Origin of the sequence: Nocardiopsis sp. NPDC049922, assembly GCF_040660275.1 — a bacterium.
Taxonomy (GTDB): Bacteria; Actinomycetota; Actinomycetes; order Streptosporangiales; family Streptosporangiaceae; genus Nocardiopsis.
The window spans coordinates 99,584-124,274 of the sequence record NZ_JBFAME010000009.1; the positions used below are offsets into that span (position 1 = coordinate 99,584).

Sequence of the window (24,691 nt, forward strand, 5' to 3'; positions counted from 1 at the left end):
GGGCGGGCCCGGCCGCGTACTACACTGACCGGATCGTGACCACCGTCGTCTTCCTCCTCACGCCGGGCCTGCACCTGCTCGACCTCGCGGGCCCGGCGCAGGTGTTCTCCACCGCCGCGTCCCACCTGGGTCTGGACTACCGGACCCGGTACGTCGCCGAGCACGGGGACGTCCCCACCGCGCAGGGCGTGTCCCTGCGCGCCGAGACCTCCTGGCCCGCCCCGGGACCGGGCGACCTCGTCCTGGTCCCGGGCTGGCGGACCGGTGACGTACCCGTGCGCCGGGTGCTGACCGATGCCCAGGCGCGGGCCCTGACCGCGCACCACGCGGCGGGCGGCACCGTGGCGAGCGTGTGCTCGGGCGCGTTCGCCCTGGCCGAGGCGGGCCTGTTGGACGGGCGGCGCTGCACCACCCACCACGGTCTCCAGGAGGAGTTGGCCCGCCGGCACCCGGGGGCGCGCGTGGTGCCCGATGTTCTGTACGTGGCCGACGGGGGTGTGGTGACCTCGGCGGGGATCGCCAGCGGCATCGACCTGGCCCTCCACCTCGTCACCGTCCGGCACGGCCCGTCGGCGGCGGCGTCGGTCGCACGGCAGATGGTGGTCTACGCGCGCCGCAACGGCGACGAACCCCAGGCGAGCGCCATGCTGCGGCACCGGGGACACGTCGTGGACGTCGTGCACCGGGTCCAGGACGCCATCGACGCGCGGTACGGGTCGCCGCTGCGGCTGGCGGACCTGGCCGCGTCGGCGGGGGTGAGCGAGCGCACGCTCACCCGGGCGTTCGTGTCGGCGACCGGGTTGACCCCGTTGCGGTACCAGCAGTCGCTGCGGCTGGAGCGCGCCGAGCACCTGATCGGCGCCGGGGAGACCGTGGAGGCGGCGGCACGGGCGGTCGGCTTCCAGGACGCCCGGATGCTGCGGCGCCTGCGGTCGCGGTTCAGGACGGCACCGCTTCGAGCCGTGACCGGGACCGGTACCGGGACGGGCTGACCCCCGTGTGTCTGCGGAAGGCCGTGCTGAACGCGAAGGCGCTGCCGTAGCCGACCCGCGCCGCGACCGCCTCCAGGCCCAGCTCCGGGTGGGCGGTGAGCAGGTCGGCGGCCAGGGTCAGCCGCCACGTGCGCAGGTAGGTCATGGGCGGCGTGCCCACGGCCCGCTGGAAACGCGCGGCCAGGGTGGCGCGGGAGACCACGCAGGCGCGGGCGAGCGTGTCCAGGGTCCAGGGTTCGGCGACGCGTTCGTGCAGCAGGTCAAGGGCGTGCGCGACCACGGGGTCGCTCTGTCCGCGGAGCCAGCTGGGGCAGCGGTCGCAGTCCTCCTCCAGCCAGGCGCGCACGGCCATGACCAGCAGGGAGTCCAGGAGCCGGTCGGTGAGACTGGCCTGGGCGACGCGGTCGGAGGTGACCTCCCGGGTCAGCAGGTCCACGAGCGCCGGGTCGACGCGGCCGCTCGGCAGGACGGCCATCGGCGGCAGGGCGGCCAGGGCCAGTCGGCCGACCGCGCTGCCGTCCTCGTAGGCGCCCACGATCATCGTGTCCTCGCCGTCGGGGTCGTTCCCCCAGGTCCCGACACCGTGGCTCATGGTCAGGTGGACCTCCTCCCCCTCGGCGGACACACAGCGCTGCCCGGGGAGGATGGTGATCGTGGGGCTGCTCCCGGCGGAGTCCGAGACGACGTACGGGTCCGGTCCGCGCATCAGCGCCACGTCGCCGGGGCCCAGGTCGGCCTCCCCGTGCGGGCTGATCACGCGGGCCCGTCCCGAGATGACCACGACGAGGGTCAGGGCGGCGTGGTCGCGGACGTCGATCGCCCAGGGCGGGCTCATCACCGTGTGCAGGGTGCAGGCGCCCCGGGCGCGGGGCCCGTCCAGGAGTTGGGTGAGGGGATCCATGCCCCCACCCTACTCCGACTCAGACGATCTCTTATGCGATCCAGCATATGAACCATGTTCCGTCTGACCCGGCGCTGCTGTACTGAACGCATGACGACACACGAACGAGTCCTTGTCACCGGCGGCACCGGGATGACCGGCCGCCGCGTCACCGATCTCCTCAAGCAGCGCGGAATCGACACGCGCGTCGGCTCGCGGTCGGGCGCGCCGCGCTTCGACTGGCACGACACCGACACCTGGGACCCCGTGCTGGAGGGGGTCACCAGCGTCTACCTCTGCTACCACCCGGACCTGGCCTTCCCCGGCGCGGCAGAGACCGTCGCGGCCTTCGCCGACCGGGCCGCCGAGCGCGGGGTGCGCAGGGCGGTCCTGCTCTCCGGGCGCGGGGAGGACGGCGCGCTCGCCGCCGAGCGGGCGGTCCGCAAGGCGTTCCCGGCCACGACCCTGACGCGGTCCTCGTACTTCGCGCAGAACTTCTCCGAGTCCTTCTTCACCGAGCAGGTCCGCGCGGGGACCACGCTCCTGCCGGTCCCGGACGTCGCCGAACCCTTCATCGACCTGGACGACTTCGCGGAGGTGGCCGTGACGGCGCTGACCGAGGACGGGCACGCCGGGCGGACCTACGACCTGACCGGGCCCCGGTCGCTGACCTTCACGGAGGCCGCCGCGGTCCTGTCCGAGGCGTCCGGGCGGACGGTGGAGCACCTGTCGATCACACCGGAGGAGTACGTCGAGGGAGCGGTGGCGGAGGGCCTGTCCGCCGAGCTCGCCCAGGGGCTGGTGATGATCTTCCAGGAGACCCTGGACGGGCGGAACGCCGAGCCGACCGACGACGTGGCGCGGGTCCTGGGCCGCCCGGCCGGCGACTTCGCCGACTACGCCCGGCGCGCCGCCCGCGCCGGGGTCTGGGGCTGAGCCCCACCGGCGCCCGCGCGCCGTGGCGCCGACCACCCGCCCGGTCGCGCCCACACGGGCACGGCCGGGCGTCGTCGGGTCCGGTCCGCGGTGACACGGGCGCCGCCCCGCCCGCACATCGCCTAACGTGGGCACATCCACCCGGTTCCGCACCTGAGAGGGCCCCGTGTCCACGTCCGAGCGGTTCCAGGGCCTGTTCGTGGCCGCGGCGGCGCTGGCCGGACTGGCCGCGGGCACGCTGTGGCCCGTCGGCACGGCCGCGGGCCGCGTGGTCCTGCCCGCCCTGATCCTGCTCCTCGTCGCGGTGTTCACCCAGGTGGACGCCGGTCAGGTCCGTGCCGCCCGGGAGTCCGGGCGGGTGGTCGCGGCGAGTCTGGCGCTGAACTTCGTCCTGACCCCGCTCCTGGCCTGGGCGCTGGGGGCGGGGCTGCTCGGCGACGCCCCGGACCTGCGGATCGGGCTCCTGTTGCTGCTGGTCACGCCGTGCACGGACTGGTACCTGGTGTTCACGGCGCTGGCCCGGGGACACATGGGCTCGGCCACGGCGCTGCTGCCGCTGAACCTGGTGCTCCAGCTCGTCCTGCTGCCGGTGTACGTGCTGCTGCTGGGCGGCGAGGCGGCGATGGTCGGCGCGGACACGCTGGTGGAAGCGGTGCTCGTGGTCCTGGTGCTGCCCATGGTGGCGGCGGTGGTGCTGCGCCGGTCCGCGCGGTGGTGGCGCGGCCCCCTCTGGCGGGACAGGGTGCTCATGGGGTGGGCCAACCGGGCGGTGCTGCCGCTGCTGTACACGGCCGTGCTGGCGATGTTCGCGTGGCAGGCGCGCACGGTGGCCGAGCACGCCGGGGACCTCGTCGGCCTGCTGCCGCCACTGGCGGTGTTCTTCGTGGTCGCGCCCCTGGCCGCGGTGGGCGCCGCGCGGGTGCTGCGGCTGCCCGCCGACCAGCGGGTCACGCTCACCATGACGACGGTCGCCCGCAACTCACCCGTCGCCCTGGCCGTGGCCGTCGCCGCCTTCCCGGACCGACCGCTCATCGCGGTCGCCCTGGTGGCGGGTCCGCTCCTGGAGCTGCCGGTGCTGGCGCTGCTCACCCAGCTCGTGCGGGTACGGGGGACGGGTCCCCCCGGCTGACTCCGGGTCCGGCCGGACCCGGCGGACGTCAGACCAGGTGCGCGGCCAGCGCGCCCCGGCGGCCCTGGAGGCGGTCGATCCGGGAGTCGAGCTCGGCCAGCTCACGGCGGATCGTGGCCAGCAGGTCCGGGCACATCTCCAGGTCCAGCGGCTCGTCCGCCTCGCCCCGCGCGCACGGCAGGATCGAGCCGATGACCTCCGTGGACAGGCCCATGTCCAGGAGTGCGCGGATGTGGTGGACGACGCGCACCGCGTCGGGGCCGTAGACGCGGTAGCCGTTGGCCGAGCGCGTGGAGTCGAGCAGTCCCTGCTCCTCGTAGTACCGCAGCAGCCGCCGACTCACCCCGGTCCGCTCCGACAGCTCCCCGATCAGCACGACGTGCCCCGCCTCACACTTGACCTTCACACCGATGTCAATGCCTAACGTCGCCGCATGATCGAACATTTCGCCCACACGGTCAAGGGCTCCGGTCCCGGTCTCGTCCTCGCGCACGGCGCCGGCGGAGGGATCGAGCCGAACTTCGGCCCCCTGCTCGACGACCTCACCAGCACGCACACCGTGGTCGCCCCCGACCTGCCCGGGACCGGCGGCACTCCGCGCAGCTCGTCTCCGCTCGACCTGGACGCCACGGCCGACACCCTCGTGGCGACGGCCGTCGCGGCCGGGGTGGAGCGGTTCACGGTCCTCGGGTACTCGATGGGGACCGCGATCGCCGTCCGCGCCGCCGCCCGGCACCCGGAGCGGGTCACCGGGCTGATCCTCACCGCCGGATTCGCCCGGCCGAACAACCGGATGCGGATGGCAGTCCAAGTGTGGCGGGAGCTGCTGAGGGGTGACCGGGAGCTGCTTGCCCGCTTCCTCACCTTCGTGGCGCCCAGTGACCACGTCCTGGAGGCGATAAGCACGGCGGACCTGGAACGGGCGGTGACCGACCTGGCCGTGTTCGTCCCGGAGGGCAGCCCCGAACACGTGGACCTGGTCGGACGCTCCGACACCACCGCCGACCTCCCCGGGATCGCGGTGCCGACGCTGGTCGTCGCCGCCGCGCTCGACCGGCTCGTCCCTCCCGCGCTCTCCCGCGAACTGGCGGACGGGATCCCCGGCGCGAGGTTCGTGGAGGTCGAGTCCGGGCACCTGGTCGCCGCCGAGGCACCCGACGCGTGGCGGGCGGCGGTGCGCGCGTTCCTCGACGAGCACCCCTGACGGACGGTCAGAGGGCGACGGGGGCGGTGGCGGGGGTGGCCCTGCGGGCGAACTCCCAGGCGTCGGAGACGATGGCGTGCAGGTCGGACCGCTCGGGCCGCCAGCCCAGCACGCGCGCGGCGCGCTCGGACGAGGCCACCAGGGTCGCGGGGTCACCGGGTCGGCGGGCGGCGGGCACGGTGGGGACGGGGTGTCCGGTGACCTCGCGGCACACCTCCAGCACCCGGTGGACGGAGAAACCCGTCCCGTTGCCCAGGTTGAGGATCTCGTGCGCGCCGGGCCGGGCGTGTTCCAGGGCCAGCAGGTGCGCCCGCGCCAGGTCGGCCACGTGGATGTAGTCGCGCACGCAGGTGCCGTCGGGGGTCGGGTAGTCGTCGCCGTGGACCGACACCGACTCCCGCTCCCCCAGCGCCGCCGACAGGACGATCGGGATCAGGTGGGTCTCGACCCCGTGCCGCTCCCCCAGGCCCCGGTCGGCCCCGGCGACGTTGAAGTACCGGAGGCTGACCGCCGCCGTGCCGTGCATGCGGGCGTGCTCGGTGAGGGCGGCGTCGACGGCGGCCTTGGTGGCGCCGTAGGGGTTGGTGGGGCGGACGGGCGCGTCCTCGGTGATCGGGGTGGTCTCGGGCTCGCCGTAGACGGCGGCGGTCGAGGAGAACACCAGGCGTCGCGTGCCGGTGGCGCGCATCGCCTCCAGCAGGGCGATCGACGTGCCGACGTTGCCGTCCCAGTAGCGACCCGGGTGGGCGACCGACTCGGAGACGATCGAGCGCGCCGCGAAGTGCAGGACCGCGTCCTGGCCCTCGGAGAGCACGTCGGCCGCGCGGTCGCGGATCGTGCCGGGCACGAGGCGGGCCCCCGGGTGGACGGCGTCGGCGTGCCCCGTCGAGAGGTCGTCGAGGACGGTGACCCGGTGGCCCGCCTCGACGAGCCAGGCGGTGACGACGCTGCCGACGTATCCGGCGCCTCCGGTGACCAGGACCCTCATCGTCGTTCCCCCGTGTTCGGCGCTCCGGATGCGTGACTGACCTCACCCTAGGGCAATGACCAGGGAAAACGCATCCGGAGAAGACGGGCCATTCCCGACTTCCCGGGCGATTCGACCGGGTTCGCCGAACCGCGGACCGCGCCGGTCGGCACGGGTGGGCGGTCCCGGGTCACGCGTTGTTCAGCCAGATGTTCAGGTTGAGCGCCGAGGCGAACGCCACCCAGAGAACGTAGGGGAGCAGCAGCAGGGTCGCCGGCCTGTGCAGGCGCCAGAAGGCGACCATCGTGACCACCACGGCGACGAGCAGCAGGCAGATGTCGAGGAAGGCCAGACCGTACTGCCGGGCGCCGAAGAACAACGGGGTCCAGGCGGCGTTCAGGGCGAGTTGCACCCACCACCACAGCAGCGCGGTGCGCGCGCTCCACCCCGCCCGCCGCCAGACCAGCCAGGCGGAGACGCCGATCAGCCCGTAGAGAACCGTCCACACCGGGGCGAACACCCAGGACGGCGGGGCCCACGGCGGTCGTTCCAACGAGGCGTACAACACGCCGGCGTCCGACGCGACGGCGGCCCCGACGACCGCGACCAGGTAGGACGCGCCGACGAACACCGCCAGTGAGGGCAGGCCGCGCTTGGGTTCCCCACCGTCCCCGAACCACTTCGCCATGGACATGTCACTCATCGTAACGAAGACGGGCCCGGTTCCGGGGAGCCCGCGTGCGTTGGCGGCGCATCACCCGAGGCGCGTCACCCGACGCGGATCAGGCCGCGCTGGATCGCGGTGGTGATCGCGGCCGTGCGGTTGTCCACCTCCAGCTTGTCGAACACGTGCACGAGGTGCGTCTTCACCGTCGCCTCGCTGATGAACAGCTCCCGCGAGATCGCGCGGTTGGACAGCCCCCGGGCGAGCAGTCCCAGGATCTCCAGTTCGCGCGCGCTCAACGCCGGGCTCGGCGAGCGCAGCCGGGCCATGAGCCGGTTGGCGACGTCGGGGGCCAGCGCGGTCTGCCCGCGCGCGGCCGCGTGCACGGCCTCGCACAGCTGGTCGGGCGGCGCGTCCTTGAGCATGTACCCCGTGGCGCCCGCCTCCACGGCGGCCAGGATGTCGGCGTCGGTGTCGTAGGTGGTCAGCACCAGCACGGGCGGCGGCGCGTCGCGTTCGGTGATGCGGCGGATCGCGGTCACCCCGTCCATCCCCGTTCCCATGCGCAGGTCCATGAGGATCACGTCGACGCCCGTGCCCGCGTCGAGCACGTCCAGGGCCGCCCGGCCGTCGGCGGCCTCGGCGACCACCGCCATGTCGGGCCGGTCGGCGAACATGGCCGTGAGCCCGTGCCGCACGACCGGGTGGTCGTCCACGAGCAGGATGCGCAGGGGTGCGCCCGTCACGGGGTCTCCTCGGGTGTCAGGGGCAGGCGGACGGCGATCGCGGTGCCCTGGCCGGGAGCGGACTCCACGTCGAGGCGACCGCCCAGGAGCGCGACCCGCTCCCGGAGCCCGGCGAGCCCGAACCCCGTGCCGTCCTCCCTGCGGGGTGTGTGAGCGGGGTCGAACCCGACCCCGTCGTCGTACACGTCCAGGGTGACCTCCCCCTCCAGGTAGCCGAGCGTGACCACGGCAGTCGCGGCGCGGGCGTGCGCCGCGACGTTCGCCAGACTGGCCTGCGCGGCCCGCAGCAGCGCCACCTCGTACCCGGGCGGCAGAGCGCTCGGCGTTCCGTCCAGGCGGAAACGGCAGGCGGTCCCCTCGGACCGTCCGACCCGTTCGCACAGGCGGCGCAGGGCCTCGGGCAGGTTGCCCCCGGCGAGGGACGGCGGAGCCAGGTCGCGGACGAACCGGCGCGCCTCCTCCAGGTTGGCCGACGCGCTCTCGCGGGCCTCCGCGATCCGCGCCGTCGCCAGGTCGGGCGCGTCGGGCAGGGCGTTCTCGGCGGCGCGCAGCAGCAGGACGATGCTGGACAGGCCCTGCGCGAGCGTGTCGTGGATCTCGCGGGCCAGGCGCTCGCGCTCGTCGAGCACGCCCGTCCGCCGTTGGGAGGCGGCGAGTTCGTCGCGGGTCCGGGTGAGCACGTCGATCAGCTCGCGCCGCCGTTCGCTCTCCCGGTACAGGGCCGCGTAGCCGACGGCGATCGCCACCGCGAACACCGCGCCGAGCATCGGCCCCAGAACGGTTCCCGCGGTGAGGTCCCCGGCGTGCAGGGCCTGTCCGCCGATCGCGGCGGCCGTGATGACGGCGACGGCCAGCACGCCGTGCGCTCCGCGCAGCAGGTGCAGGTGGAGGAAGAACAGGGGGAAGGCCAGCCACACGAAGCCGGGCGCGGCCAGGGACAGCAGCGCCCACAGCGCCGTCACCGCGGCCAGCCACGCCAACGACCGGCCCCGGCGCACGTCGTGCCGGGCGGCCAGCGCGCCCGCGCAGTACACGGCGGCGAGCAGCAGCGCGCCGACCACGACCGCCCACCGGGTCCACAGCGGGTGGCCCGGCGCCACGACGTCCGGACCAGGCAGGAGGTAACGGACCAGGCCCACCCCGAGCAACAGCAGGAAGCACGCGTGCAGCAGCAGCCGCAGGACGCGCAGCACCGTCGTGACCTCGGGCGCCCCGGCGGCCCACCCTTCTCCGTACCGCATCATCGCAGCGTACGGCGTGTTCGGCCCGCCCCGCATCAACCGATCGGTGGACTTTCCGATCCACCCCGGCCCCGCCGACGACGCTCCCTTCGGGCGATGTGGACGGGCCCGGCCCCGAAGGAGCCTGGGGGACACGCACCTGCCACATGAGCCAGGAAGGAGGGCCGCCGTGTTCGTCGCCCTTCGTGACATCCGCTTCGCCCGGGGGCGGTTCGCCCTCATGGGCTCGGTCGTCGCGCTCATCACCCTGTTGATCGTCCTGCTGTCCGGACTGACGGCGGGACTGGCCGACCAGTCCACCTCGGCGGTCCGCGAGCTGCCCGCCAGCCACGTCGCCTTCGGGACCTCCGGCGACGACGCCCCCGAGGAGTCCTACGACGACAGCGGCGTCACCGGCGCCCAACTCGACGCCTGGAGCGGCGCCGACGGCGTCGAGTGGGCCGAGCCGCTGGGCCTGACCACCGTCCGCGCGGAGTTCGACGACGGCGCGTCCTCGGCGGTGGCGCTGTTCGCCGCCCCGGCGGGCGGGCGCCTCGCACCGGAGGGCGTCGCCGACGGGGTGGTCGTCGGGCGGGACCTCGCCGACGAGTACGGGCTCGAAGCCGGTGACACCCTCACCGTCGTCGGGACCGACCTGACCGTGTCCGCCGTCGCCGACACCGGTCACCACAGCCACCTGCCCGTGGTGTGGGCCGACATCGACGCCTGGCGGGAGCTCGACCCGCGCCCGGACCGGGGCGGGACCCCCGACGCGCCGGTCGCGACCGTGGTGGCCGCCGAGGTCGCCTCCCCCGACGCGGCGGAGGCCGCCGACGAGAGCGCGGGCACGGTGTCGGCCACCCGCGACGACAGCCTGACCGCCATCGGCTCGTTCTCCTCCGAGAACGGCTCCCTCGTGGCCATGCAGGGCTTCCTGTACGCGATCTCCGCGCTCGTGGTCGGGGCGTTCCTGACCGTGTGGACGATCCAGCGCGCCGGGGACGTCGCGATCCTCAAGGCGCTCGGCGGCTCCACCCGCTACCTGCTGCGCGACGCGGTGGCCCAGGCGCTCGTCGTCCTCGTCTCGGGGGCCGCCGTGGGCGGCGCCGCGGGCGTGGCGCTGGGCGCGGCGGCCGCGTCGGCGCTGCCGTTCGCCCTGACTCCGGCGACCACGCTCGGGCCCGTGGCCGCGATGGTCGGGCTGGGCATGCTCGGAGCGGTCCTGGCCGTCCGCCGCATCACCTCCGTCGACCCGTTGACCGCCCTGGGAGGCGTCCGATGAGCCTGGAACTGCACGACGTGACCCTGACCTTCCCCGACGGCGACGGGGTGGTGACCGCTCTGGACCGGGTGTCGGTCCGGGTGGCCCCCGGCGAACTGGCCGCCGTGGTCGGCCCGTCCGGTTCGGGCAAGTCGAGCCTGCTGGCGGTGGCCGCGACCCTGGTCCGGCCCGACTCCGGCGACGTGGTCGTGGGCGGGACCGACACGCTCGGCCTGCGGTCCCGGGAGCTGGCCGCCCTCCGGCTGCGGGAGGTGGGGATCGTGTTCCAGCAGCCGAACCTGCTGGGATCGCTCACCGCCGTCGAACAGCTCCAGGTGACCGACCACATGCGCGGCCGTTCGCCCCGTGAGTCACGGGCCGCCGCCCTGGAGACCCTGGCCGCCGTCGGACTGTCGGGCAAGGAACACCGGCGTCCGCACCAGCTCTCGGGAGGCGAACGGCAGCGGGTGAACATCGCGCGGGCGCTCGTGGGGCGGCCGAGCGTCCTGCTGGTGGACGAGCCGACGGCGGCGCTGGACCACGAGCGGGGCGCGCGGATCATGGACCTGCTGGCCGAGGCGACCCGGGCCTTCGATGTCGCCGCCCTCCTGGTCACCCATGACACCGAGCACCTCGGCGTGGCCGCCCGGGTGCTGGAGATGCGCGACGGCCGGTTGAGCGCCCTCGAACGGACCCGGTGACGGGGGTTCGACGGCCCGCGTCCCACCGGTGGGACCGTGTCCCGCCGACGGGCGGGGGACCGCGGCTCCGCCCCTTCACCTGGTCTCCCCGGGGCGCCTGCACCACCGCTGTGCCCCCGCTGCACCCGGGATGCAGTTCCGGTACAGCCGGTTCGCCGACGCTGGCGGTCATGTTCACGAAACCGCGACACCCCGGTGACACGATCGACGTCGCCCGACGGGGCGACCAGGCGCACGGCTCCGACCGGCGGGCCGGGGCGACCGACCACCTCCGGGCGGGGGACCGCCCCGGCCGCCCCGGCCCCGCGGCCGCCGCGCGCGCCGTGGGCCACGGCCGCGTCGGCGGCCCGCGCGGATCGGCCTCGGGGACCCCGGAGGAGCGGATTCGGCGGGTGATCGACACCGCCCGGGCGCAGATCGGCCGGGGCTACAGCTACTCCTGGGGCGCCGGGGGCTACGGCGGCGCCTCCTACGGCATCAGCTCCCCCAGCCCCGACGGCCACTACGACCACGACGTCCTCGGCTTCGACGGTGCGGGACTGACGCTGTACGCCTTCTGGAACGGCGCGGGCATCGACATCGGCGCCCACCCCGAGGCGCAGTACGACCACGGTTCCGCGAGGAGGGTTCCCTACGGTCAGCGGGCGCCCGGTGACCTGGTCCTCTGGGGGGACGCCCCCTCCTCGGCCACACACGTGGCGCTCTACGTCGGCGGCGACCGGATCATCGAGGCGGCCCCGCCGCGCGACACCGACGGCATCCGCGTGTCGCGGGTCGACGGGCCCCACGGTCCTCCCATGTCCGCCGTGGTCCGGTTCATCGAGTAGATCGAGCAGGCACTGACCGCCGTCCACGCCTGAGATCCGTTCATCCCGTTGTGGGAGGATCCTCGGCGTGGACTTCCTCGTACTCGGCCCCCTGCGGATCACGAACGGCGATGCGTCGGCGGCCCCGCGGGCCGCCAAGGACCGTCTCTTCCTCGGCGAACTGCTGGCCCACTCGGGCGGTCAGGTCTCCACCTCGCACCTGGCCGACGCCCTCTGGCCGCAACGTCTGCCCGCCAACCCCGCCAACGCCGTTCAGGTGCGCGCCTCGCGGCTGCGCGCGACGCTGCGCTCCGTCGGCGGGTCCGAGGAGATCTTCGAGACCGTTCGGACGGACCCGGGCGGGTACCTCCTCGCGTCCGCTCCGTCGGACCTGGCCCGGCTGCGGAAGGCGGTCCGCCTGGCGCCGGACTCGACGGAGGGCAGAAGCCTTCTGGCGGACGCGCTGGCGCTGTGGCGGGGCGAGCCCTTCGCGGACGTCCCCGACACCCTCTGCGTCGAGGCCGAGCGGGAGCGGGCGCGCGAACTGCGGCTCACCGCCCTGGAACTGTACGCCGACCTGTCGCTGCGGGACGGCCGACCCGAGCCCACCCTCATCGCGGAGCTGTCCGAGCAGGCCGGACTCCATCCCCTCCGGGAGTCTCTGCACGGCGGTCTGGTCCGGCTGCTGCACGCCTCCGGACGGTCGGCGGAGGCGCTGGACGCCTACGAGCGGCTGCGCCGGAGGCTCGCCGAGGAACTCGGGTGCGGCCCGAGACCGGAGATCCAGGAGCTGCACCAGCGGATCCTGCGCGAGCAGCACGACGTGACCGTCCCGATCGCGCCTCGGCCGGTCGAGCCTCCCCCGGCCGCGCCGCCCAGGCCCACCAAAGAAGACGAACCGCCCCCCGCCCCCGCCGCGTCCGCGCCACGACGGCGGTTCGACCTTCCCGGATGGGCCCACACCGTGGTCGGCGCCGTCGCCGGGTCCGCTCTGACGTTGGTGAGCGTGCAGGTCACGGGGCTCGGGTCGGCCGAATCCCCGGCCTCGGAGAGCTCCGTGTCGCCCGTGGCGGAGACCGCACGCCCGATCCGCGGGGACGCCTCGCGCTTCGACATGGACGTCACCGTCCCCGACGGGACCCCGGTCAGCCCGGGTGAGGAGTTCGTCAAGTCCTGGCAGCTGACCAACACGGGGCTGATCCCGTGGCGGGACCGGTACATGTCCCGGCAGAGTGGTGGCGAGGGGAGCTGCACCTCCGCCGAGCGGGTCCCCGTTCCCGACACCGAGCCCGGGAAGCCGGCCGTGATCAGCGTCGTCGTCACCGCCGGTACCGAGCCCGGGCGGTGCCGCGTCCTGTGGAAGATGACGGACTCCGACGGAGAGCTCTACTACCCCAACATGACGGGGGTCTTCTACGAGGTGTTCGTCGTCGACGACGCCTCCGGCTGACCGCCGCCGAAACGGCGAAGCACCCCGGGGCGCGGGCCCCGCCGAGGAGGAGAGAAGGGAAAGGCGAGGGCCGGTGCGGCAGCTCATCCGCCCGCGTTGTCAAAATCCGAGAAATGGGAGAAACAATCGCCCGATCCCTCTCCCCACCAGCCCCGACGCGCCCACCGCACCCCTTGGCCGCGTCCCGCGCCCCCGTGTCTGAGCACCTTCCTCGGGCTTCCTGACGGCGGCCGTGACCGGCACGGGGACCTGCCGTGGAACTCGGCCGGGGGAATACCGGCACCGCGGGCTCGGCCCCACACACGTGTGCGGATGTCCGCTCCACCCCTTTCCCCCGCATCGGTAAAATCTTGAAGGACGGAGATTTATGGATAAACGGGGGTAGGCGTGCGAGCTGACCGGAGCGGTATCCGGTTTCGACTGCTCGGACCGGTCGAGGTGGTCAGGGACGGTGAACCTCTCCGTGTCGGTGGGCCGAAGCGCCGGACGGTCCTGGCGTCGCTCCTCCTCCACCCCCGCACGGTGGTCGACGACGACCGTCTGATCGACCTGCTGTGGGGCTGCGATCCGCCGCGCAACGCCCGCGGCCAGCTCCAGGTGCACGTACACCACCTGCGCGGACTCCTGGGCGCGGAGACCATCGTCCGGCGCCCCTCCGGCTACGAGATCGCCGTCGACCCCGCGTCGACCGACCTCGGTGAGTTCGAACTGCTCCTCGCCCGGGCCCGGACCGATCGCGCCGCCGACCGGCCCGACGCCGCGCTCACCGCGCTGAGGGCCGCCGTGGCCCTGTGGTCGGAGCCACCCCTGGCCGGTGTCACCCCGTCCCTCGCCGACTCCGCGCGCCCCTGGCTGGAGGAGCGGCACCTGTCGGCCCTGGACGAGATCCACGAACTCCAGATCGCCACCGGCCGTCATCTGGAGGCCGTCGGCGGGCTGCGCCGGACGCTGTCACTCCACCCCGCCCGGGAGACGGTCGCCGAGAGCCTGATGTGCGCACTCCACGCCTGCGGCCGGACGCCGGAGGCCCTGGAGGTCTACACCGACCTGCGCGACCACCTGGTGGAGGAACTCGGCATCGAACCGGGTCCCCGTCTGCGACGGCTCCAACAAAGGCTGCTCCGCGGTGATGCGGTCCAGGAGCCGGAACCGACGCCCGCGTCCGCCTCCCCCGTCCGCCCCGCCGAGCTGCCGTACGACGTCCCCGGCTTCGTGGCCCGAACGGCCGAACTGGCCGAACTCGACGCCGTCCTGGACGGCTCCCGCGACGCCAACGCGATCGTGTGCGTCACCGGGATCGCCGGGGTGGGAAAGAGCGCCCTGGCCGTGCACTGGAGCCACACCGTCCGGGAGTCGTTCCCCGACGGCCAGCTCCACCTGGACCTGCACGGATCGGGCGAACAACCGGTCCACCCGCACGACGCGCTCCGCCACCTCCTGCACAGCCTGGGCGCGGACCACCGTTTCCTGCCCGACGACGTCGAGGGGCTGGCCAAGCTCTACCGGTCGATGACCGCCGACCGGCGACTGCTCCTGCTGGTCGACGACGCCGCGACCGCCGAACAGGTCACGCCGCTGCTGCCCTGCGGCCGGGGCAGCATGGTCCTGGTGACCAGTCGGCGCGACCTGAGCGGTCTCGTGGCTCGGCACGGGGCGCGACGCGTCCGCCTCGACGTGCTGAGTCCCGAGGAGTCGGTCCGACTCCTGAGATCGGTCACCGGCACCGACGCCCTGTCGGGGCGGCCGGAGGCCGAGGCGGAGATCGGCGAGCACTGCGGACACCTGCCCCTGGCGCTGTGTCTGGCCGCCGCCAAAATCAGCACCGCGAGCTGGGACGTCCCCGAGGCACTGAACGCCCTCCAGGGGGCGGAACGCTTCTCCTTCCTCTCCGAGGACGGCGGCTCCGGCGGCGTGGCGGCGGCCTTCTCCGGCACCTACCGGTCACTGCCCGCGGACGTGGCCCGCCTCTTCCGGCTGCTGGGAACGGTTCCCCTGCGATCGGTCACGTACCGGACCGCGGCGGCCGTCGCCGACGTGTCCCCGGACCTGGCCGCGGACGGGCTCCGCGCACTGAGCTCCCACCACCTGGTCGAACGCTGCCCCGGTGGCCGGTACCGGTTCCAGCACCTCGTGCGGGCCCACGCCGCCGAGCTCGCCTCGGACCGGGAGAGGGAGTCGGTCGCGCACCGGCTGCTGGCCCACTACCAGGACGCGGTCGACAGATCCGAGCCGCGTCTGTGGGAGGAGTGGGGGAACATCACCGCGACCGTCGTCCACGCCCGTGAGCACGGCCGCCCCGAGGAGGTGGTGCGCCTCGTCCGGGCACTGTCCCCCCTGGTCCGGGACGGCGGCCCGCACACCGCGTGGCTGACCACCGCACGGGCCGGGTTGGACTGCGCCCGAAGGTGCGCGGAACCGGAGGCCGAGGCCGCCATGCACGTGCTCCTGGGCGACGCCTACCTGCGGTTCGGTCCCACCACTCAGGCGGTGGAGGCCTTCACTGCGGCGCTCGACGTGCACCGGGAGCCCGGTTCGAACCGCACCCGGGCCCGGGCCCTGCTCGGGCTGGCCAGGGCCGCCGCGCACCAGGGCGACCTCACCGGGGCGGTCCCGGTCCTCGGGCGGGCGTGGCGGACGGCCGAGGAGATCGGCTGGCGGTCCGGGACGGCGGCCGCGATGGGTCAGCTGGGGGCGATCCTCGGGTGGATGGGGCAGGTGGAGGAGGGGCACCGGAAACTCGCCCGGTCGATCGAGGCATGCCGCGAGTCCGAATCCGAGCCCCTGCTCCACTGGCTGCTGTGCGAGATGAGCTGGAACCGCCGCGCTCTGGGCGACCCGGGCACGGCGTGGGCGGACGCCAGGGAGGCGCTGGAGATCGCCGAGGGGATCGGCAGCCCGACGTCGCGGGCGGTCGCCCTCGCCGGTCTGGCCCAGGTGCTGTGCGACGTCGACGACCCGGCCAACGCGCTCGCCCACGCCGGGAGGGCGATGGGGGCGGCGGAGGAGTCGGGGTCGCCGTGGGCCGTGACGGCCGCGCTCAACGCCCGGGGGCGCGCCGAGCTGTCGGTCGGTCGGCACGCCGACGCCGACGCACTGTTCACCGACTCCCTGCGGCACCAGGTACGGGACGGGGTGCACTGGCACTCGATCGAGGCGCTGATCGGCCGCGCCGCGGCCTGCGCCGGGCTGGACCGGAACGAGCGCGCCGCCTGGTTCGCCGAACAGGCGCGGGCGGTGGCGGACCGACACGGTTACGCCCTCCTGAGGGCGCGGGCCGCCGACCAGCTGGCCGAGCTGCGCGCCCGCGCGGACAGGACCGCGATCACGCCCTGACGGCGTTCTCCCCGGCCGACGCGGCCCCATCCACGGTAGAGGGCCCACCAGGCGATCGAGCGTTCCACGAGCCTCAAGGACCCAACGCCTCGATCTCCGCTCGGGCCCTTTCCAACAGACCCTCGCGCACCTGGGCGAAGAGAGCGAAATCCGCAGGGTGTTCCTCGATCAGACCACGTTGTGCCTCAGCCTCGGCGCTCCACCAGATCTCGACGACCGAGGCTTCGTCCTTGCACGCCACGTCCGCCGTCGCCACCTCGATCTCCTCCGGGAGCGGCTCGTCCTCCCTGTCCGCCCAACGAGCGTCGTCTCCCGTGTCCACGGGTGTTTCGTAGTCGAAGCCCCGGGCCGCCATGCACGTGCTCCAGTCGGCGAAGGCGTCGACCACCTCGGGGGCCTCCCGCGAGGCGTCGAATCCCGTGGCGATGTAGGAGTTCAACAGGTTGTGGTCCATGTCGGGAACACCGTCCGTGACGCGTTCCCGGGCCTGGCCGTGGCACCCGCCGCCGTCGTCGTCGCCGAAAGCCCTCAGGTATTCCTCCTGTGGCAGCGTTTCACGGCTCTCCCACACCTCAGCCCGAGCCCTGTCGTCCTCGGATCCGACCGGTGCCACGTAGCCGTAGCGTTCGGCCACTTCGGGTTCGATCACGCCGTAGCGTCGCCGGTGCGGGGGGTCGGTGCCCTCCTCCTCCGGAACCGGAAGGATCTCCCAGTCCATGCCGTGATCTCTCATGCAGTCACGGATGACCAGGTCCTCCGCGTAGTCGATCATCTGCATCTCGAAGGGGGAGAGGGTGTGGTCGTCGAAGGGAAGGACCAGTGACCGAGTCTGCTCACTCGCGGGGATGACGGGATTCTCGGCTCCGTCGTCTCCTCGGGCACCGCAGGCGGTGAGGCCGAGAACGACGCACAGAAACCCTGCCGTCAGGAGGGAACGTGGGTTGGACATGAGGGACATTCCGCTCTTCCACCTGAGAAGCGGGGGCGGAGAGGTCCAGCATCCGCCCCCGCCCGTTTCCGAACTACCAGAACCTGATCGAGCTGATGTTGTTGTCGAACCCGTTGTTGGTCAGGTCCTTGTCGGAGGACCTCGGCTGCGCGTAGTAGGACGGCCCGCTGTAGTTCGAGTGCTTGTACATGGAGACGCCCCTGGAGGTCTGGTTCCTCATCGAGCTGGCGTTGTCGTTGACCACACGGCAGCCGCTACCGGACCAGCAGTTGTTCGACAGGTTGCTGTCGTTGCCGGAGAAGCGGGCGTAGCCGCCCTTGTAGTCGTCGTGCTCGTAGATGTAGAGGTAGCTGGCCTGGGCCCCGACGGTGGGGGCGGCGGCGGCCGAGGCGGCCGGAGCGATGCCGAGCACACCCGCCAGGGCGATCGAGGCCATGACACCAGCGGTGGTGATCTTGCGCTTCATTCCAGACATGAGACTCCCTTTCACGATGGAACAGACGTGCACCCGAGCCGAGGGCGCTCGACAGGTGGAGGACGGGCGTCACGGCCGGATGTGCTCCCTGTCATGCGCGGGCGCTGGAGACCACGCTGTCGTCACCGGCTTTGTTCTCGCTTGCCTTCCACTTGTCGCGTGAGGTCTCCGCGTCGTCGTGCGGCGGCTTCCGGGCTGGCCTGATCCGGCCACGCCGGGTCGATCGTCGGGCCCGCTCCCTACCCTGGGCGGCAGCCGACCCCGGGGAGAACGCCATGCACCTGTCCGCGCTGTTGGACTTCGACGTCGTGCCCCTGGACACCGACGACGCCGTGTCCGTCCTGCTCGACGCGACCGCGCCCGAGCGTGAGAAGGACGCCGACCGCCCGCTGGCGAAGTCGGCGCAGGCGGTGTCGCTGCGGGTGCCGTCCGGCCCGCACGTGCGGGGGGTCGAGGTGATCGGCGAGGTTCCGTCGTCGGCGCTTCCGGACGGCTCCCTCATGGTGGAGCTGGGTGACCTCTACTCGGGGGAGAGCCGACGCCTGCTGCTGCGCGTCGAGGTGCCCGGGGTGTCGACGCTGGGGGCGGTCACGGTCACCACCGTGGAGGCCACCTACGTCGACCCGGCGACGCTCACCACCTACACCACGACGCTGCCGGTCACGGTGAACGTGGTGCCGGGGGACGAGGCCGCGGGCAGGGCCCCGAGGCCCGACGTGCGGACCGAGGAGGCGCTGCAACGGGCGCAGACCGCGAAGCGGAGGGCGAGCGAGGCGCTGCGGCGCGGCGATCGGGAGGCGGCGGCGGAGATCCTGGACGAGGCGCGCCGCAACCTGCCCGAGCCGCCCGCGGGGTCGGCACGGCACCCCGACCCGCAGGTGGACGAACAGGCGGACGAACTCGGACGGATGGCCCGACGGGCGCGCCGGGACGACGCGTCGCGCACGTCGAAGGAGCTGTACGCGAGCCAGTCGGGGTACTCGCGACGCAGGGAGCACGGGCTCAGGAAGAAGCAGCGGGAGGAGGAGATCCGGGGGCAGGAGACCGGCCGCGACCAGTCCTTCCCCGACCAGGAGCCGCCGAACGCGTCGTGACGCCTCCCCACGGGGTCCCACCCACCGGCGAGGGCCCCGGAGCTCTACCGACCGACGCGCATCGAGGCCAGGAGGGCGGCCCACTCACCAGCGGGAACGTCGAGGCGGCCAAGCTCCCGGTACCGCGTGTCACGGACACCGGTCACCGGCCCCTCGGAGACCTCCACACACTCCCCCGAGTGCCCGCTGTAAGAGGACTTGTGGTAACCATCGACGGTCTTCACGTCTTGTTCCTTTCCCTCACCAGAAAGTCCCTGCTCGATGCAGGGGAGAGTGCTACCGCCATCAGAGAGTTGAACCGACCGGTAGCGTTCGCCACGATCTGAGGGTCTGCGTAGACCTGTCCGCTCTCGGCGTTCTCCAGGTACATCACAGACTCCACCGGCGATAGTCCCAGGATGGTGAATGCGCCCTCCATCGAAGCGTATGCCCCATGATCGTAGGGGATCACCTGGACCTTGGTGAACGGCTGGTCCATTCGCTCGATGATGCTGTCCCACTGAGCTCGCATGATGTCCGGACCGCCGACCATGCGCCGCAGCACCGCCTCGTCCAGGACGTACTCCACGAAGGGCGGCTCCCCCCGCCCCAGGATCGACTGCCTACGCATTCGCGTCTCCAGGAGTTCCTCGATATCCGCGTGAGGCTTCGGGGGAAAGCCCGCTTGCAGAACCACCCGGGCGTACTCCTCCGTCTGTATCAGAGCTGGGACGAGTTGCGGATGGAACTGGCGGATGTTCTGGGCCCGTCGTTCCAACTCCACATACTTGGGCAGCGAACGCCGGTGCCCCAGCAGCTTCGTCGCGGACCACAACTCGGTGAAGTAGCCGTTCACACCCAACTTCTCGTCCAACAAGCGGGCGAACTGCCGTGTCGGGGCGCGTTCCTGCCGCTCGACCGCACCGATCTGCTGGCCAGACACGCCAATGAGGTCTCCGAACTCTTTCTGCGACAATCCGGACGCACTACGCCTGAGGAACATTTCCCTCGCGAACAGCGCGACCGCCGCTTCGTTGACTAGCTTTTTCTTCGCCATTGCCACAGGAAACCACGGATTCAGATTCCTCACTTGTGGTTCCTGCAAATCCGCTCGGAAAACAGCTCACCCCTGGACCGCGAGATGGCTGCTCAGGCACGGTTCCACTACCGGGCGACGCGTCAGTGTCACTCGACCCGACCCGGCCCTCGGGTCGGGCCGACCACCGGGACGGTCCTCCGCGAACGGCTCAGGGGCCCGGTGGCCCGGCCGTCCCGCCCTCAGGTGGGGGGAGGGCGGGACGGCCCCGAAAAACAACGAAGCGCCCCGTGCCGATAGAAGCGGCTCCGGGGCGCGGGCCTCTCACCCGATGTGATCAAGGAAGGCGAAGACCGATGCCAAAGTCTACCCGCGCACACTCCGGAAATCCGCGAAACAGGAAAACCGACCACCCGATCCCCCTCCCTCGACGGCCCCGGCGCGCCCACCGCGTCCGCTCCTACGTCCCCCTCCCCTGCTCGATGACCGTCCCCGCGTGCGTCCTGCGCGCGGCCCTGGACGGCCTCTCCTGGCTGGGGGCGCACCGATGACCCGCGTCTGCGACATCCGCGAACTGCCCACGGTGTCCGAACTGCGCGCCTGGGCCGACGCGCACGGCGCCCGGATCCGCCACCTCGGCGCCGACCTGGAGAACCACCCCGTCTACGGCGCCACCCGGGGCCACGTCACCCGTGTCGCCCGGGGCCCGCGCCCGGACCGGCACCCGCACGCCCTGGTCTGGCACTCGCCACTGGAGAACCGGGAGGCCACCCGTGAATGACCACCGAGAAGACCACGGGTCGCCTCCCGATCCGGTGGAGATCCCGACCCCCACGACCCTCGCCGACGCGGTCGGGCTCGCCCTGATCCTGCCGCCCAGCCTGGCGGTCGACGACGACCGGATCGCCCGCCTCCAGACCATCCTCCGCGCCGCGCTGGACTCCTGATCCACCACGACCCACCGCTGCCGGGCCCTCCCCCGTTGCCGGGAGGCCGTCGGCGGAGAACCCGGAGCACACCATGGACGGCGCGACCGCGTGCCCCAGCGGGCGGGGCCACGACTACGTCCCCGACCAACCGCCGGTCCGCCACGGAACGACGGCGTCGGCCACCTGTTCCCGCTGCGGCCACAACATCACCACGACCCGGGGCACCGCCCGGAGGGCTACGGCACCTGGTGGTCGGTGGCGTGAACGTCGGTGACCGCCAGGACTCACAGGCGGAACCGCACCCGCGTCCCGGGCACGGCCTGGGCCGCCCGGGGCAGGTCGGCCGAGCGCACCACGGCGACGACCGGGTACCCCCCGGTCACGGGATGGTCGGCGAGGAAGAGCACCGGCTCCCCGCTCGGCGGCACCTGGAGCGACCCCGGAACCATGCCCTCGCTCGGCAGCTCGCCGTGGCGCGCCCTCTCCAGCGCCGGTCCGGTCAGGCGCGCCCCCACCCGGTCGCTGCGCGCGGTCACCTCGTACTCCTGGGACAGCAGGGTGGCCACGGCCTCGTCGGTGAACCAGTCGTCCCGGGCCCCGAGCACGACGCGCAGCCCGATCGACGGACCGCCCACCGGCGCGGTCGCCACGTGGTCCACCCGGGGCAACGCCGCGGGCGCCGGTCCCACGGGCAACCGGGTCCCGGGCACGGGCACGGCCGGGCCGAGCCCCGCGAGGACGTCGGTGCTGCGCGACCCCAGCACGGGGGCGACGTCCACGCCCCCGCGCACGGCCAGGTAGGTGCGCAGCCCCCGCGCGGGAACGCCCATGGTCAGCACCGCGCCGTCGGGCAGGTGGATGACGGAGTCCACCGCCGCGCCGCGCGCGTCCACCTGCAGCGGCACGGGCGCCCCGGTGACGGCCACCGTCACCGCCCCGCGGGCGCGCACGCGCAGACCGCCCATGGTCGCCTCCAGGGCGGCGGCGCCGACCGGGTTGGCCACGAGCCGGTTGGCCAGGGCGTAGGACGCGGTGTCGGCCGCGCCCGACCGCCCCACCCCGAGGTCGGCGTGCCCGAACCGCCCCGCGTCCTGCACGGTGGTCATCGGCCCGGTGGCCAGGATCTCCAGCTCGCTCACGCCGCCTCCGTGAATCGCACGCGCACACCGGGACGCAGCAGCCCCGGGGGATCGCGGTCCAGGTCCCACACCCGTACGTCGGTGCGGCCGATCAGCTGCCACCCGCCCGGGGAGCTGCGCGGGTACACCCCGGCGAACTCCCCCGCCAGGGCCACCGCACCGGCGGGCACGCGGGTGCGCGCCTCGGGGCGTCGGGGGACGTGCAGGCGCGGGTCGTCGCCCACCATGTACCCGAAGCCGGGCGCGAAACCGCAGAACGCGACCGTCCAGGCAGCGGCGGTGTGGGCCTTGACGACCTCCGCCGGGGTGAGCCCGGTCAGCGCGGCGACGTCGGCGAGGTCCTCGCCGTCGTAGACGACCGGGATGGTGACCGTGTCGCCGTCGACCGCCCGCTCCGCCCCTCCCAGGGGCAGGGCGGTGACGGCGGCGGCGACCGCGTCGGTGTTCGTTCCGGGCTCCACCCGCAGCAGGACGGTGCGGGCGGCGGGGACGACGTCGGTGACCCCGGGCACGGGGTGCGCGGCGAGTGCGGCGCGCAGGGCGATCACCTCCGTCAGGTCGGCGACCTCCACCAGCACACCGGTGTCGCCGCACGTCAGGACGCGCACGTTCGGTTCCTCCAGGGTCAGGCGGTGAAGGGGGCGAGGGTGACGCCCTCGGCCCTCAGCGTGTCGGCGACGGTGCGGGCGATCTCCACCGCGCCCGGGCTGTCGCCGTGCACGCAGAGCGAGTCGGCCTCGACGCGGATCTCGCCGCCGTCGACCGCGGTGATCGGCTCGCCGCGCGCGATGCGCAGGCAGCGGTCGGCGATCCGGTCGGGGTCGTGCAGGACGGCGCCGGGTTCGCGGCGGGAGACCAGCGTCCCCTCGGGGGTGTAGGCGCGGTCGGCGAACGCCTCGCGGCGGGTGGGCAGCCCGGCCTCCTCCGCCAGCCGCAGGAACTCCGAGCCGGGCAGGCCGAGCACGACGAGGCCGGGGTCGAAGGAGCGGACCGCCTCGACCACGGCGGCGGCCTGGTCGGTGTGGTGCACGATCGCGTTGTACAGCGCGCCGTGCGGCTTGACGTAGCGGACGCGCTCACCGGCCAGCCCCGTGAACGCGGACAGGGCGCCCAGCTGGTAGAGGACGTCGTCGGCCAGCTCGCCGGGCGGCATGTCGATGAAGCGACGCCCGAACCCGGTGAGGTCGCGGTACCCGACGTGCGCTCCGACGGCCACACCGCGTTCGGCGGCCGCGCGGGTGGTGCGCCGCAGCACGGTCGGGTCGCCCGCGTGGAACCCGCAGGCGACGTTGGCGCTGGTGACGATGGCCAGCAGCGCCTGGTCGTCGCCCAGTTCCCAGCGGCCGTGGCCTTCGCCGAGGTCGGAGTTGAGGTCGATGCGCAACGTGGGTCCTCCTCAGGGGTCGTGCCCCGCCCGCGCCCGGTGACCGGGTCCGGGCGGGGCACGGCCGGGGTCGGGGTGGGCTAGCCCAGGAGCGCGGCGATGCCGCCGAGCGCGTTCCAGGCCATGTACAGGGTCAGTGCCCAGGCGGCCCAGCCGACGGCGAGCAGCCAGCGCGGGTAACGGTAGCCGCCGAGCAGGTCGCGGGAGCGGAGGGTGGCCGCGTAGAGCATGATGCCGAGGCCGATCGGCAGGATGGCGCCGTTGAGCGCGCCCGCCAGGACGAGCAGCGTTGCGGGGGCCTTCCCGGCGACCAGGAAGACCGCCAGCGACACGCCGACGAAGGCGGTGACCAGCAGGCCTCGGCGCTGGGTGACCACGGGGTGGAAGGTGGTGACGAAGGAGACGGAGGTGTAGGACGCGCCGATCACGGAGCTGACGGCGGCGGCCCAGAAGATGACGCCGAACATCCGCAGCCCGACCTCGCCCGCCGCCACGCGGAACGCCTCCGCGGCCGGGTTGGCCGCGTCCGCGATCGCGGCGCCGCCCGCGACCACGCCGAGGACGGCGAGGAAGAGCACGACCCGCATGACGCCGGTGACGATGATGCCGGTGACGGAGGTGCGGGTGATGGCGGAGACGTTCTCCCGCCCGCCCTTGCCCAGTTCGACCAGGCGGTGCGCGCCCGCGTAGGTGATGTAGCCGCCGACCGTGCCGCCGATGATGGTGACGGTCGCGAGGAAGACGTCACTGCCGAGCTGGTCGGGCAGGACCGACTGGCGCAGCGCCTCCCCGACCGGCGGCCGGGACACGAACGCGACGTACAGGGTCAGGGCGATCATCGCGACGCCCAGCACGACCAGGATCCGGTCCAGGGCCACCCCGAGCCGCCGGACGCCGAGGATCACGACCGCCAGGACCGCGGACAGGACGGCGCCGACACGCGGGTCGAGTCCGGTCATCGCCTCCAGGCCGAGACCCGTCCCGGCGAGGTTGCCGACGTTGAAGACCAGCCCGCCGAAGACGATGAGGGCCGCCAGCAGGTAGCCGGTCCCGGGGAACACCCGGTTGGCGAGGTCCTGGGCGCGCATGTCGGCGACGCCGATGACGCGCCAGATGTTCAGCTGGACGGCGATGTCCACCAGGACCGACACCAGGATGGCGAAGGCGAAGGTGGCGCCCAGCTGGGCGGTGAAGGTCGTGGTCTGGGTGATGAAGCCGGGCCCCACGGCGCTGGTGGCCATGAGGAACAGGGCGCCGAGCAGGCCGCTGTTCAGCGCGACGCGTGCGGGACGGGGGCGCACCTTGGAGGGGGCGGAGGAGTCGTCCATGGGGTGTCTCCAGGTGTGGAGGGGGATCGATGTGACCCACACCATCGTGGGATTGTTGAACAATACTTCAATCCAACAAAGCCGGTAAA

26 protein-coding genes are annotated in these 24,691 nt (G+C 73.2%); 12 read left to right on the forward strand and 14 right to left on the reverse strand.

The window, feature by feature from the left end; genetic code table 11:
• Positions 1-35: 35 nt before the first annotated feature.
• A complete protein-coding gene (locus tag AB0I72_RS17885) occupies positions 36-992 on the forward strand; it encodes a DJ-1/PfpI family protein (RefSeq protein ID WP_358569495.1) in 957 nt (318 codons plus the stop codon).
• Here AB0I72_RS17885 and AB0I72_RS17890 read toward each other — a convergent pair.
• Positions 940-1,893, reverse strand: a complete 954-nt coding sequence (locus AB0I72_RS17890; RefSeq protein WP_358569498.1) for an AraC family transcriptional regulator — start codon at positions 1,891-1,893, stop codon at positions 940-942. The genes AB0I72_RS17885 and AB0I72_RS17890 overlap by 53 nt on opposite strands.
• 90 nt (positions 1,894-1,983) lie before the next feature.
• On the opposite strand from AB0I72_RS17890, the gene AB0I72_RS17895 reads away from it, so the two are divergent.
• Together AB0I72_RS17895 and AB0I72_RS17900 are read left to right on the forward strand one after the other, a co-directional pair.
• Complete coding sequence (locus AB0I72_RS17895) at positions 1,984-2,808, forward strand: NAD-dependent epimerase/dehydratase family protein (protein WP_358569501.1); 825 nt, start codon at positions 1,984-1,986, stop codon at positions 2,806-2,808.
• 166 nt (positions 2,809-2,974) lie between these two features.
• Entirely contained in the window at positions 2,975-3,937 is a 963-nt protein-coding gene (locus tag AB0I72_RS17900; RefSeq protein ID WP_358569504.1) for an arsenic resistance protein, read from the forward strand.
• Positions 3,938-3,965: 28 nt separating this feature from the next.
• On the opposite strand, the gene AB0I72_RS17905 is transcribed toward AB0I72_RS17900, so the two are convergent.
• Positions 3,966-4,313, reverse strand: coding sequence for a MerR family transcriptional regulator (locus AB0I72_RS17905; RefSeq protein WP_358569957.1), 348 nt, complete (start codon positions 4,311-4,313; stop codon positions 3,966-3,968).
• A 57-nt stretch (positions 4,314-4,370) separates the two neighbouring features.
• On the opposite strand from AB0I72_RS17905, the gene AB0I72_RS17910 reads away from it, so the two are divergent.
• A complete protein-coding gene (locus AB0I72_RS17910) occupies positions 4,371-5,141 on the forward strand; it encodes an alpha/beta fold hydrolase (RefSeq protein ID WP_358569507.1) in 771 nt (256 codons plus the stop codon).
• A 7-nt stretch (positions 5,142-5,148) separates the two neighbouring features.
• Here the strand turns inward: AB0I72_RS17910 and galE are convergent, their stop codons facing one another.
• The 4 genes from galE to AB0I72_RS17930 form a co-directional block, all read right to left on the reverse strand.
• Complete coding sequence (gene galE / locus AB0I72_RS17915) at positions 5,149-6,129, reverse strand: UDP-glucose 4-epimerase GalE (RefSeq protein ID WP_358569510.1); 981 nt, start codon at positions 6,127-6,129, stop codon at positions 5,149-5,151.
• Positions 6,130-6,298: 169 nt separating this feature from the next.
• Positions 6,299-6,802, reverse strand: coding sequence for a TspO/MBR family protein (locus AB0I72_RS17920; RefSeq protein WP_358569513.1), 504 nt, complete (start codon positions 6,800-6,802; stop codon positions 6,299-6,301).
• A 74-nt stretch (positions 6,803-6,876) separates the two neighbouring features.
• Positions 6,877-7,518 carry a response regulator transcription factor gene (locus tag AB0I72_RS17925; protein ID WP_358569516.1) on the reverse strand — a complete coding sequence of 214 codons (642 nt, stop codon included), beginning with the start codon at positions 7,516-7,518 and terminating at the stop codon, positions 6,877-6,879.
• The gene (locus AB0I72_RS17930; RefSeq protein WP_358569519.1) at positions 7,515-8,759 is read right to left on the reverse strand and encodes a sensor histidine kinase; all 1,245 of its coding nucleotides are present in this window, start codon (positions 8,757-8,759) and stop codon (positions 7,515-7,517) included. Before AB0I72_RS17930 ends, AB0I72_RS17925 begins: the two co-directional genes overlap by 4 nt.
• A gap of 169 nt (positions 8,760-8,928) precedes the next feature.
• On the opposite strand from AB0I72_RS17930, the gene AB0I72_RS17935 reads away from it, so the two are divergent.
• The 5 genes from AB0I72_RS17935 (at position 8,929) to AB0I72_RS17955 (ending at position 16,289) form a co-directional block, all read left to right on the forward strand.
• Positions 8,929-10,020 carry an ABC transporter permease gene (locus AB0I72_RS17935; RefSeq protein WP_358569522.1) on the forward strand — a complete coding sequence of 364 codons (1,092 nt, stop codon included), beginning with the start codon at positions 8,929-8,931 and terminating at the stop codon, positions 10,018-10,020.
• A complete protein-coding gene (locus AB0I72_RS17940; RefSeq protein WP_358569525.1) occupies positions 10,017-10,700 on the forward strand; it encodes an ABC transporter ATP-binding protein in 684 nt (227 codons plus the stop codon). Before AB0I72_RS17935 ends, AB0I72_RS17940 begins: the two co-directional genes overlap by 4 nt.
• 170 nt (positions 10,701-10,870) lie before the next feature.
• Positions 10,871-11,527, forward strand: a complete 657-nt coding sequence (locus AB0I72_RS17945; protein ID WP_358569527.1) for an NlpC/P60 family protein — start codon at positions 10,871-10,873, stop codon at positions 11,525-11,527.
• A 67-nt stretch (positions 11,528-11,594) separates the two neighbouring features.
• Positions 11,595-12,956 carry a BTAD domain-containing putative transcriptional regulator gene (locus AB0I72_RS17950; RefSeq protein ID WP_358569529.1) on the forward strand — a complete coding sequence of 454 codons (1,362 nt, stop codon included), beginning with the start codon at positions 11,595-11,597 and terminating at the stop codon, positions 12,954-12,956.
• A 387-nt stretch (positions 12,957-13,343) separates the two neighbouring features.
• Entirely contained in the window at positions 13,344-16,289 is a 2,946-nt protein-coding gene (locus AB0I72_RS17955) for a BTAD domain-containing putative transcriptional regulator (protein ID WP_358569532.1), read from the forward strand.
• A 73-nt stretch (positions 16,290-16,362) separates the two neighbouring features.
• Here AB0I72_RS17955 and AB0I72_RS17960 read toward each other — a convergent pair whose 3' ends face one another.
• Together AB0I72_RS17960 and AB0I72_RS17965 are read right to left on the reverse strand one after the other, a co-directional pair.
• A complete protein-coding gene (locus AB0I72_RS17960) occupies positions 16,363-17,238 on the reverse strand; it encodes a hypothetical protein (protein ID WP_358569535.1) in 876 nt (291 codons plus the stop codon).
• Positions 17,239-17,311: 73 nt separating this feature from the next.
• A complete protein-coding gene (locus AB0I72_RS17965; RefSeq protein ID WP_358569538.1) occupies positions 17,312-17,713 on the reverse strand; it encodes a peptidase inhibitor family I36 protein in 402 nt (133 codons plus the stop codon).
• 275 nt (positions 17,714-17,988) lie between these two features.
• Here AB0I72_RS17965 and AB0I72_RS17970 point away from each other — a divergent pair, with 275 nt between their 5' ends.
• Positions 17,989-18,807 (forward strand): hypothetical protein, encoded by an 819-nt coding sequence (locus AB0I72_RS17970; RefSeq protein WP_358569541.1) that lies wholly within the window; start codon positions 17,989-17,991, stop codon positions 18,805-18,807.
• Positions 18,808-18,851: 44 nt separating this feature from the next.
• Here the strand turns inward: AB0I72_RS17970 and AB0I72_RS17975 are convergent, their stop codons facing one another.
• Both AB0I72_RS17975 and AB0I72_RS17980 read right to left on the reverse strand, forming a co-directional pair.
• Positions 18,852-19,031 carry a DUF397 domain-containing protein gene (locus AB0I72_RS17975; protein ID WP_358569544.1) on the reverse strand — a complete coding sequence of 60 codons (180 nt, stop codon included), beginning with the start codon at positions 19,029-19,031 and terminating at the stop codon, positions 18,852-18,854.
• Complete coding sequence (locus AB0I72_RS17980) at positions 19,028-19,843, reverse strand: helix-turn-helix transcriptional regulator (protein ID WP_358569546.1); 816 nt, start codon at positions 19,841-19,843, stop codon at positions 19,028-19,030. Before AB0I72_RS17980 ends, AB0I72_RS17975 begins: the two co-directional genes overlap by 4 nt.
• A gap of 526 nt (positions 19,844-20,369) precedes the next feature.
• On the opposite strand from AB0I72_RS17980, the gene AB0I72_RS17985 reads away from it, so the two are divergent.
• Together AB0I72_RS17985 and AB0I72_RS17990 are read left to right on the forward strand one after the other, a co-directional pair.
• Positions 20,370-20,603, forward strand: a complete 234-nt coding sequence (locus AB0I72_RS17985) for a hypothetical protein (RefSeq protein ID WP_358569549.1) — start codon at positions 20,370-20,372, stop codon at positions 20,601-20,603.
• A complete protein-coding gene (locus AB0I72_RS17990) occupies positions 20,596-20,769 on the forward strand; it encodes a hypothetical protein (protein WP_358569552.1) in 174 nt (57 codons plus the stop codon). The genes AB0I72_RS17985 and AB0I72_RS17990 overlap by 8 nt, the downstream gene beginning before the upstream one ends.
• A gap of 266 nt (positions 20,770-21,035) precedes the next feature.
• On the opposite strand, the gene AB0I72_RS17995 is transcribed toward AB0I72_RS17990, so the two are convergent.
• The 4 genes from AB0I72_RS17995 to AB0I72_RS18010 form a co-directional block, all read right to left on the reverse strand.
• Positions 21,036-21,890, reverse strand: coding sequence for a biotin-dependent carboxyltransferase family protein (locus AB0I72_RS17995; RefSeq protein WP_358569555.1), 855 nt, complete (start codon positions 21,888-21,890; stop codon positions 21,036-21,038).
• Positions 21,887-22,498, reverse strand: a complete 612-nt coding sequence (locus AB0I72_RS18000) for an allophanate hydrolase subunit 1 (protein WP_358569558.1) — start codon at positions 22,496-22,498, stop codon at positions 21,887-21,889. The genes AB0I72_RS17995 and AB0I72_RS18000 overlap by 4 nt, the downstream gene beginning before the upstream one ends.
• Positions 22,499-22,515: 17 nt before the next feature.
• Complete coding sequence (locus tag AB0I72_RS18005) at positions 22,516-23,274, reverse strand: 5-oxoprolinase subunit PxpA (protein ID WP_358569561.1); 759 nt, start codon at positions 23,272-23,274, stop codon at positions 22,516-22,518.
• 80 nt (positions 23,275-23,354) lie between these two features.
• Positions 23,355-24,602 (reverse strand): NRAMP family divalent metal transporter, encoded by a 1,248-nt coding sequence (locus tag AB0I72_RS18010; RefSeq protein WP_358569564.1) that lies wholly within the window; start codon positions 24,600-24,602, stop codon positions 23,355-23,357.
• Positions 24,603-24,691: the final 89 nt, after the last annotated feature.

Coding starts and splice junctions, on each gene's coding strand:
- AB0I72_RS17960 (WP_358569535.1), bottom strand. CDS start 17,238: ATGTCCAACCCACGTTCCCTCCTGACGGCAGGGTTTCTGTGCGTCGTT.
- AB0I72_RS17965 (WP_358569538.1), bottom strand. CDS start 17,713: ATGTCTGGAATGAAGCGCAAGATCACCACCGCTGGTGTCATGGCCTCG.
- AB0I72_RS17985 (WP_358569549.1), top strand. CDS start 20,370: ATGACCCGCGTCTGCGACATCCGCGAACTGCCCACGGTGTCCGAACTG.
- AB0I72_RS17895 (WP_358569501.1), top strand. CDS start 1,984: ATGACGACACACGAACGAGTCCTTGTCACCGGCGGCACCGGGATGACC.
- AB0I72_RS18010 (WP_358569564.1), bottom strand. CDS start 24,602: ATGGACGACTCCTCCGCCCCCTCCAAGGTGCGCCCCCGTCCCGCACGC.
- AB0I72_RS17930 (WP_358569519.1), bottom strand. CDS start 8,759: ATGCGGTACGGAGAAGGGTGGGCCGCCGGGGCGCCCGAGGTCACGACG.
- AB0I72_RS17970 (WP_358569541.1), top strand. CDS start 17,989: ATGCACCTGTCCGCGCTGTTGGACTTCGACGTCGTGCCCCTGGACACC.
- AB0I72_RS17980 (WP_358569546.1), bottom strand. CDS start 19,843: ATGGCGAAGAAAAAGCTAGTCAACGAAGCGGCGGTCGCGCTGTTCGCG.
- AB0I72_RS17910 (WP_358569507.1), top strand. CDS start 4,371: ATGATCGAACATTTCGCCCACACGGTCAAGGGCTCCGGTCCCGGTCTC.
- AB0I72_RS17920 (WP_358569513.1), bottom strand. CDS start 6,802: ATGTCCATGGCGAAGTGGTTCGGGGACGGTGGGGAACCCAAGCGCGGC.
- galE (WP_358569510.1), bottom strand. CDS start 6,129: ATGAGGGTCCTGGTCACCGGAGGCGCCGGATACGTCGGCAGCGTCGTC.
- AB0I72_RS17890 (WP_358569498.1), bottom strand. CDS start 1,893: ATGGATCCCCTCACCCAACTCCTGGACGGGCCCCGCGCCCGGGGCGCC.
- AB0I72_RS17940 (WP_358569525.1), top strand. CDS start 10,017: ATGAGCCTGGAACTGCACGACGTGACCCTGACCTTCCCCGACGGCGAC.
- AB0I72_RS17945 (WP_358569527.1), top strand. CDS start 10,871: ATGTTCACGAAACCGCGACACCCCGGTGACACGATCGACGTCGCCCGA.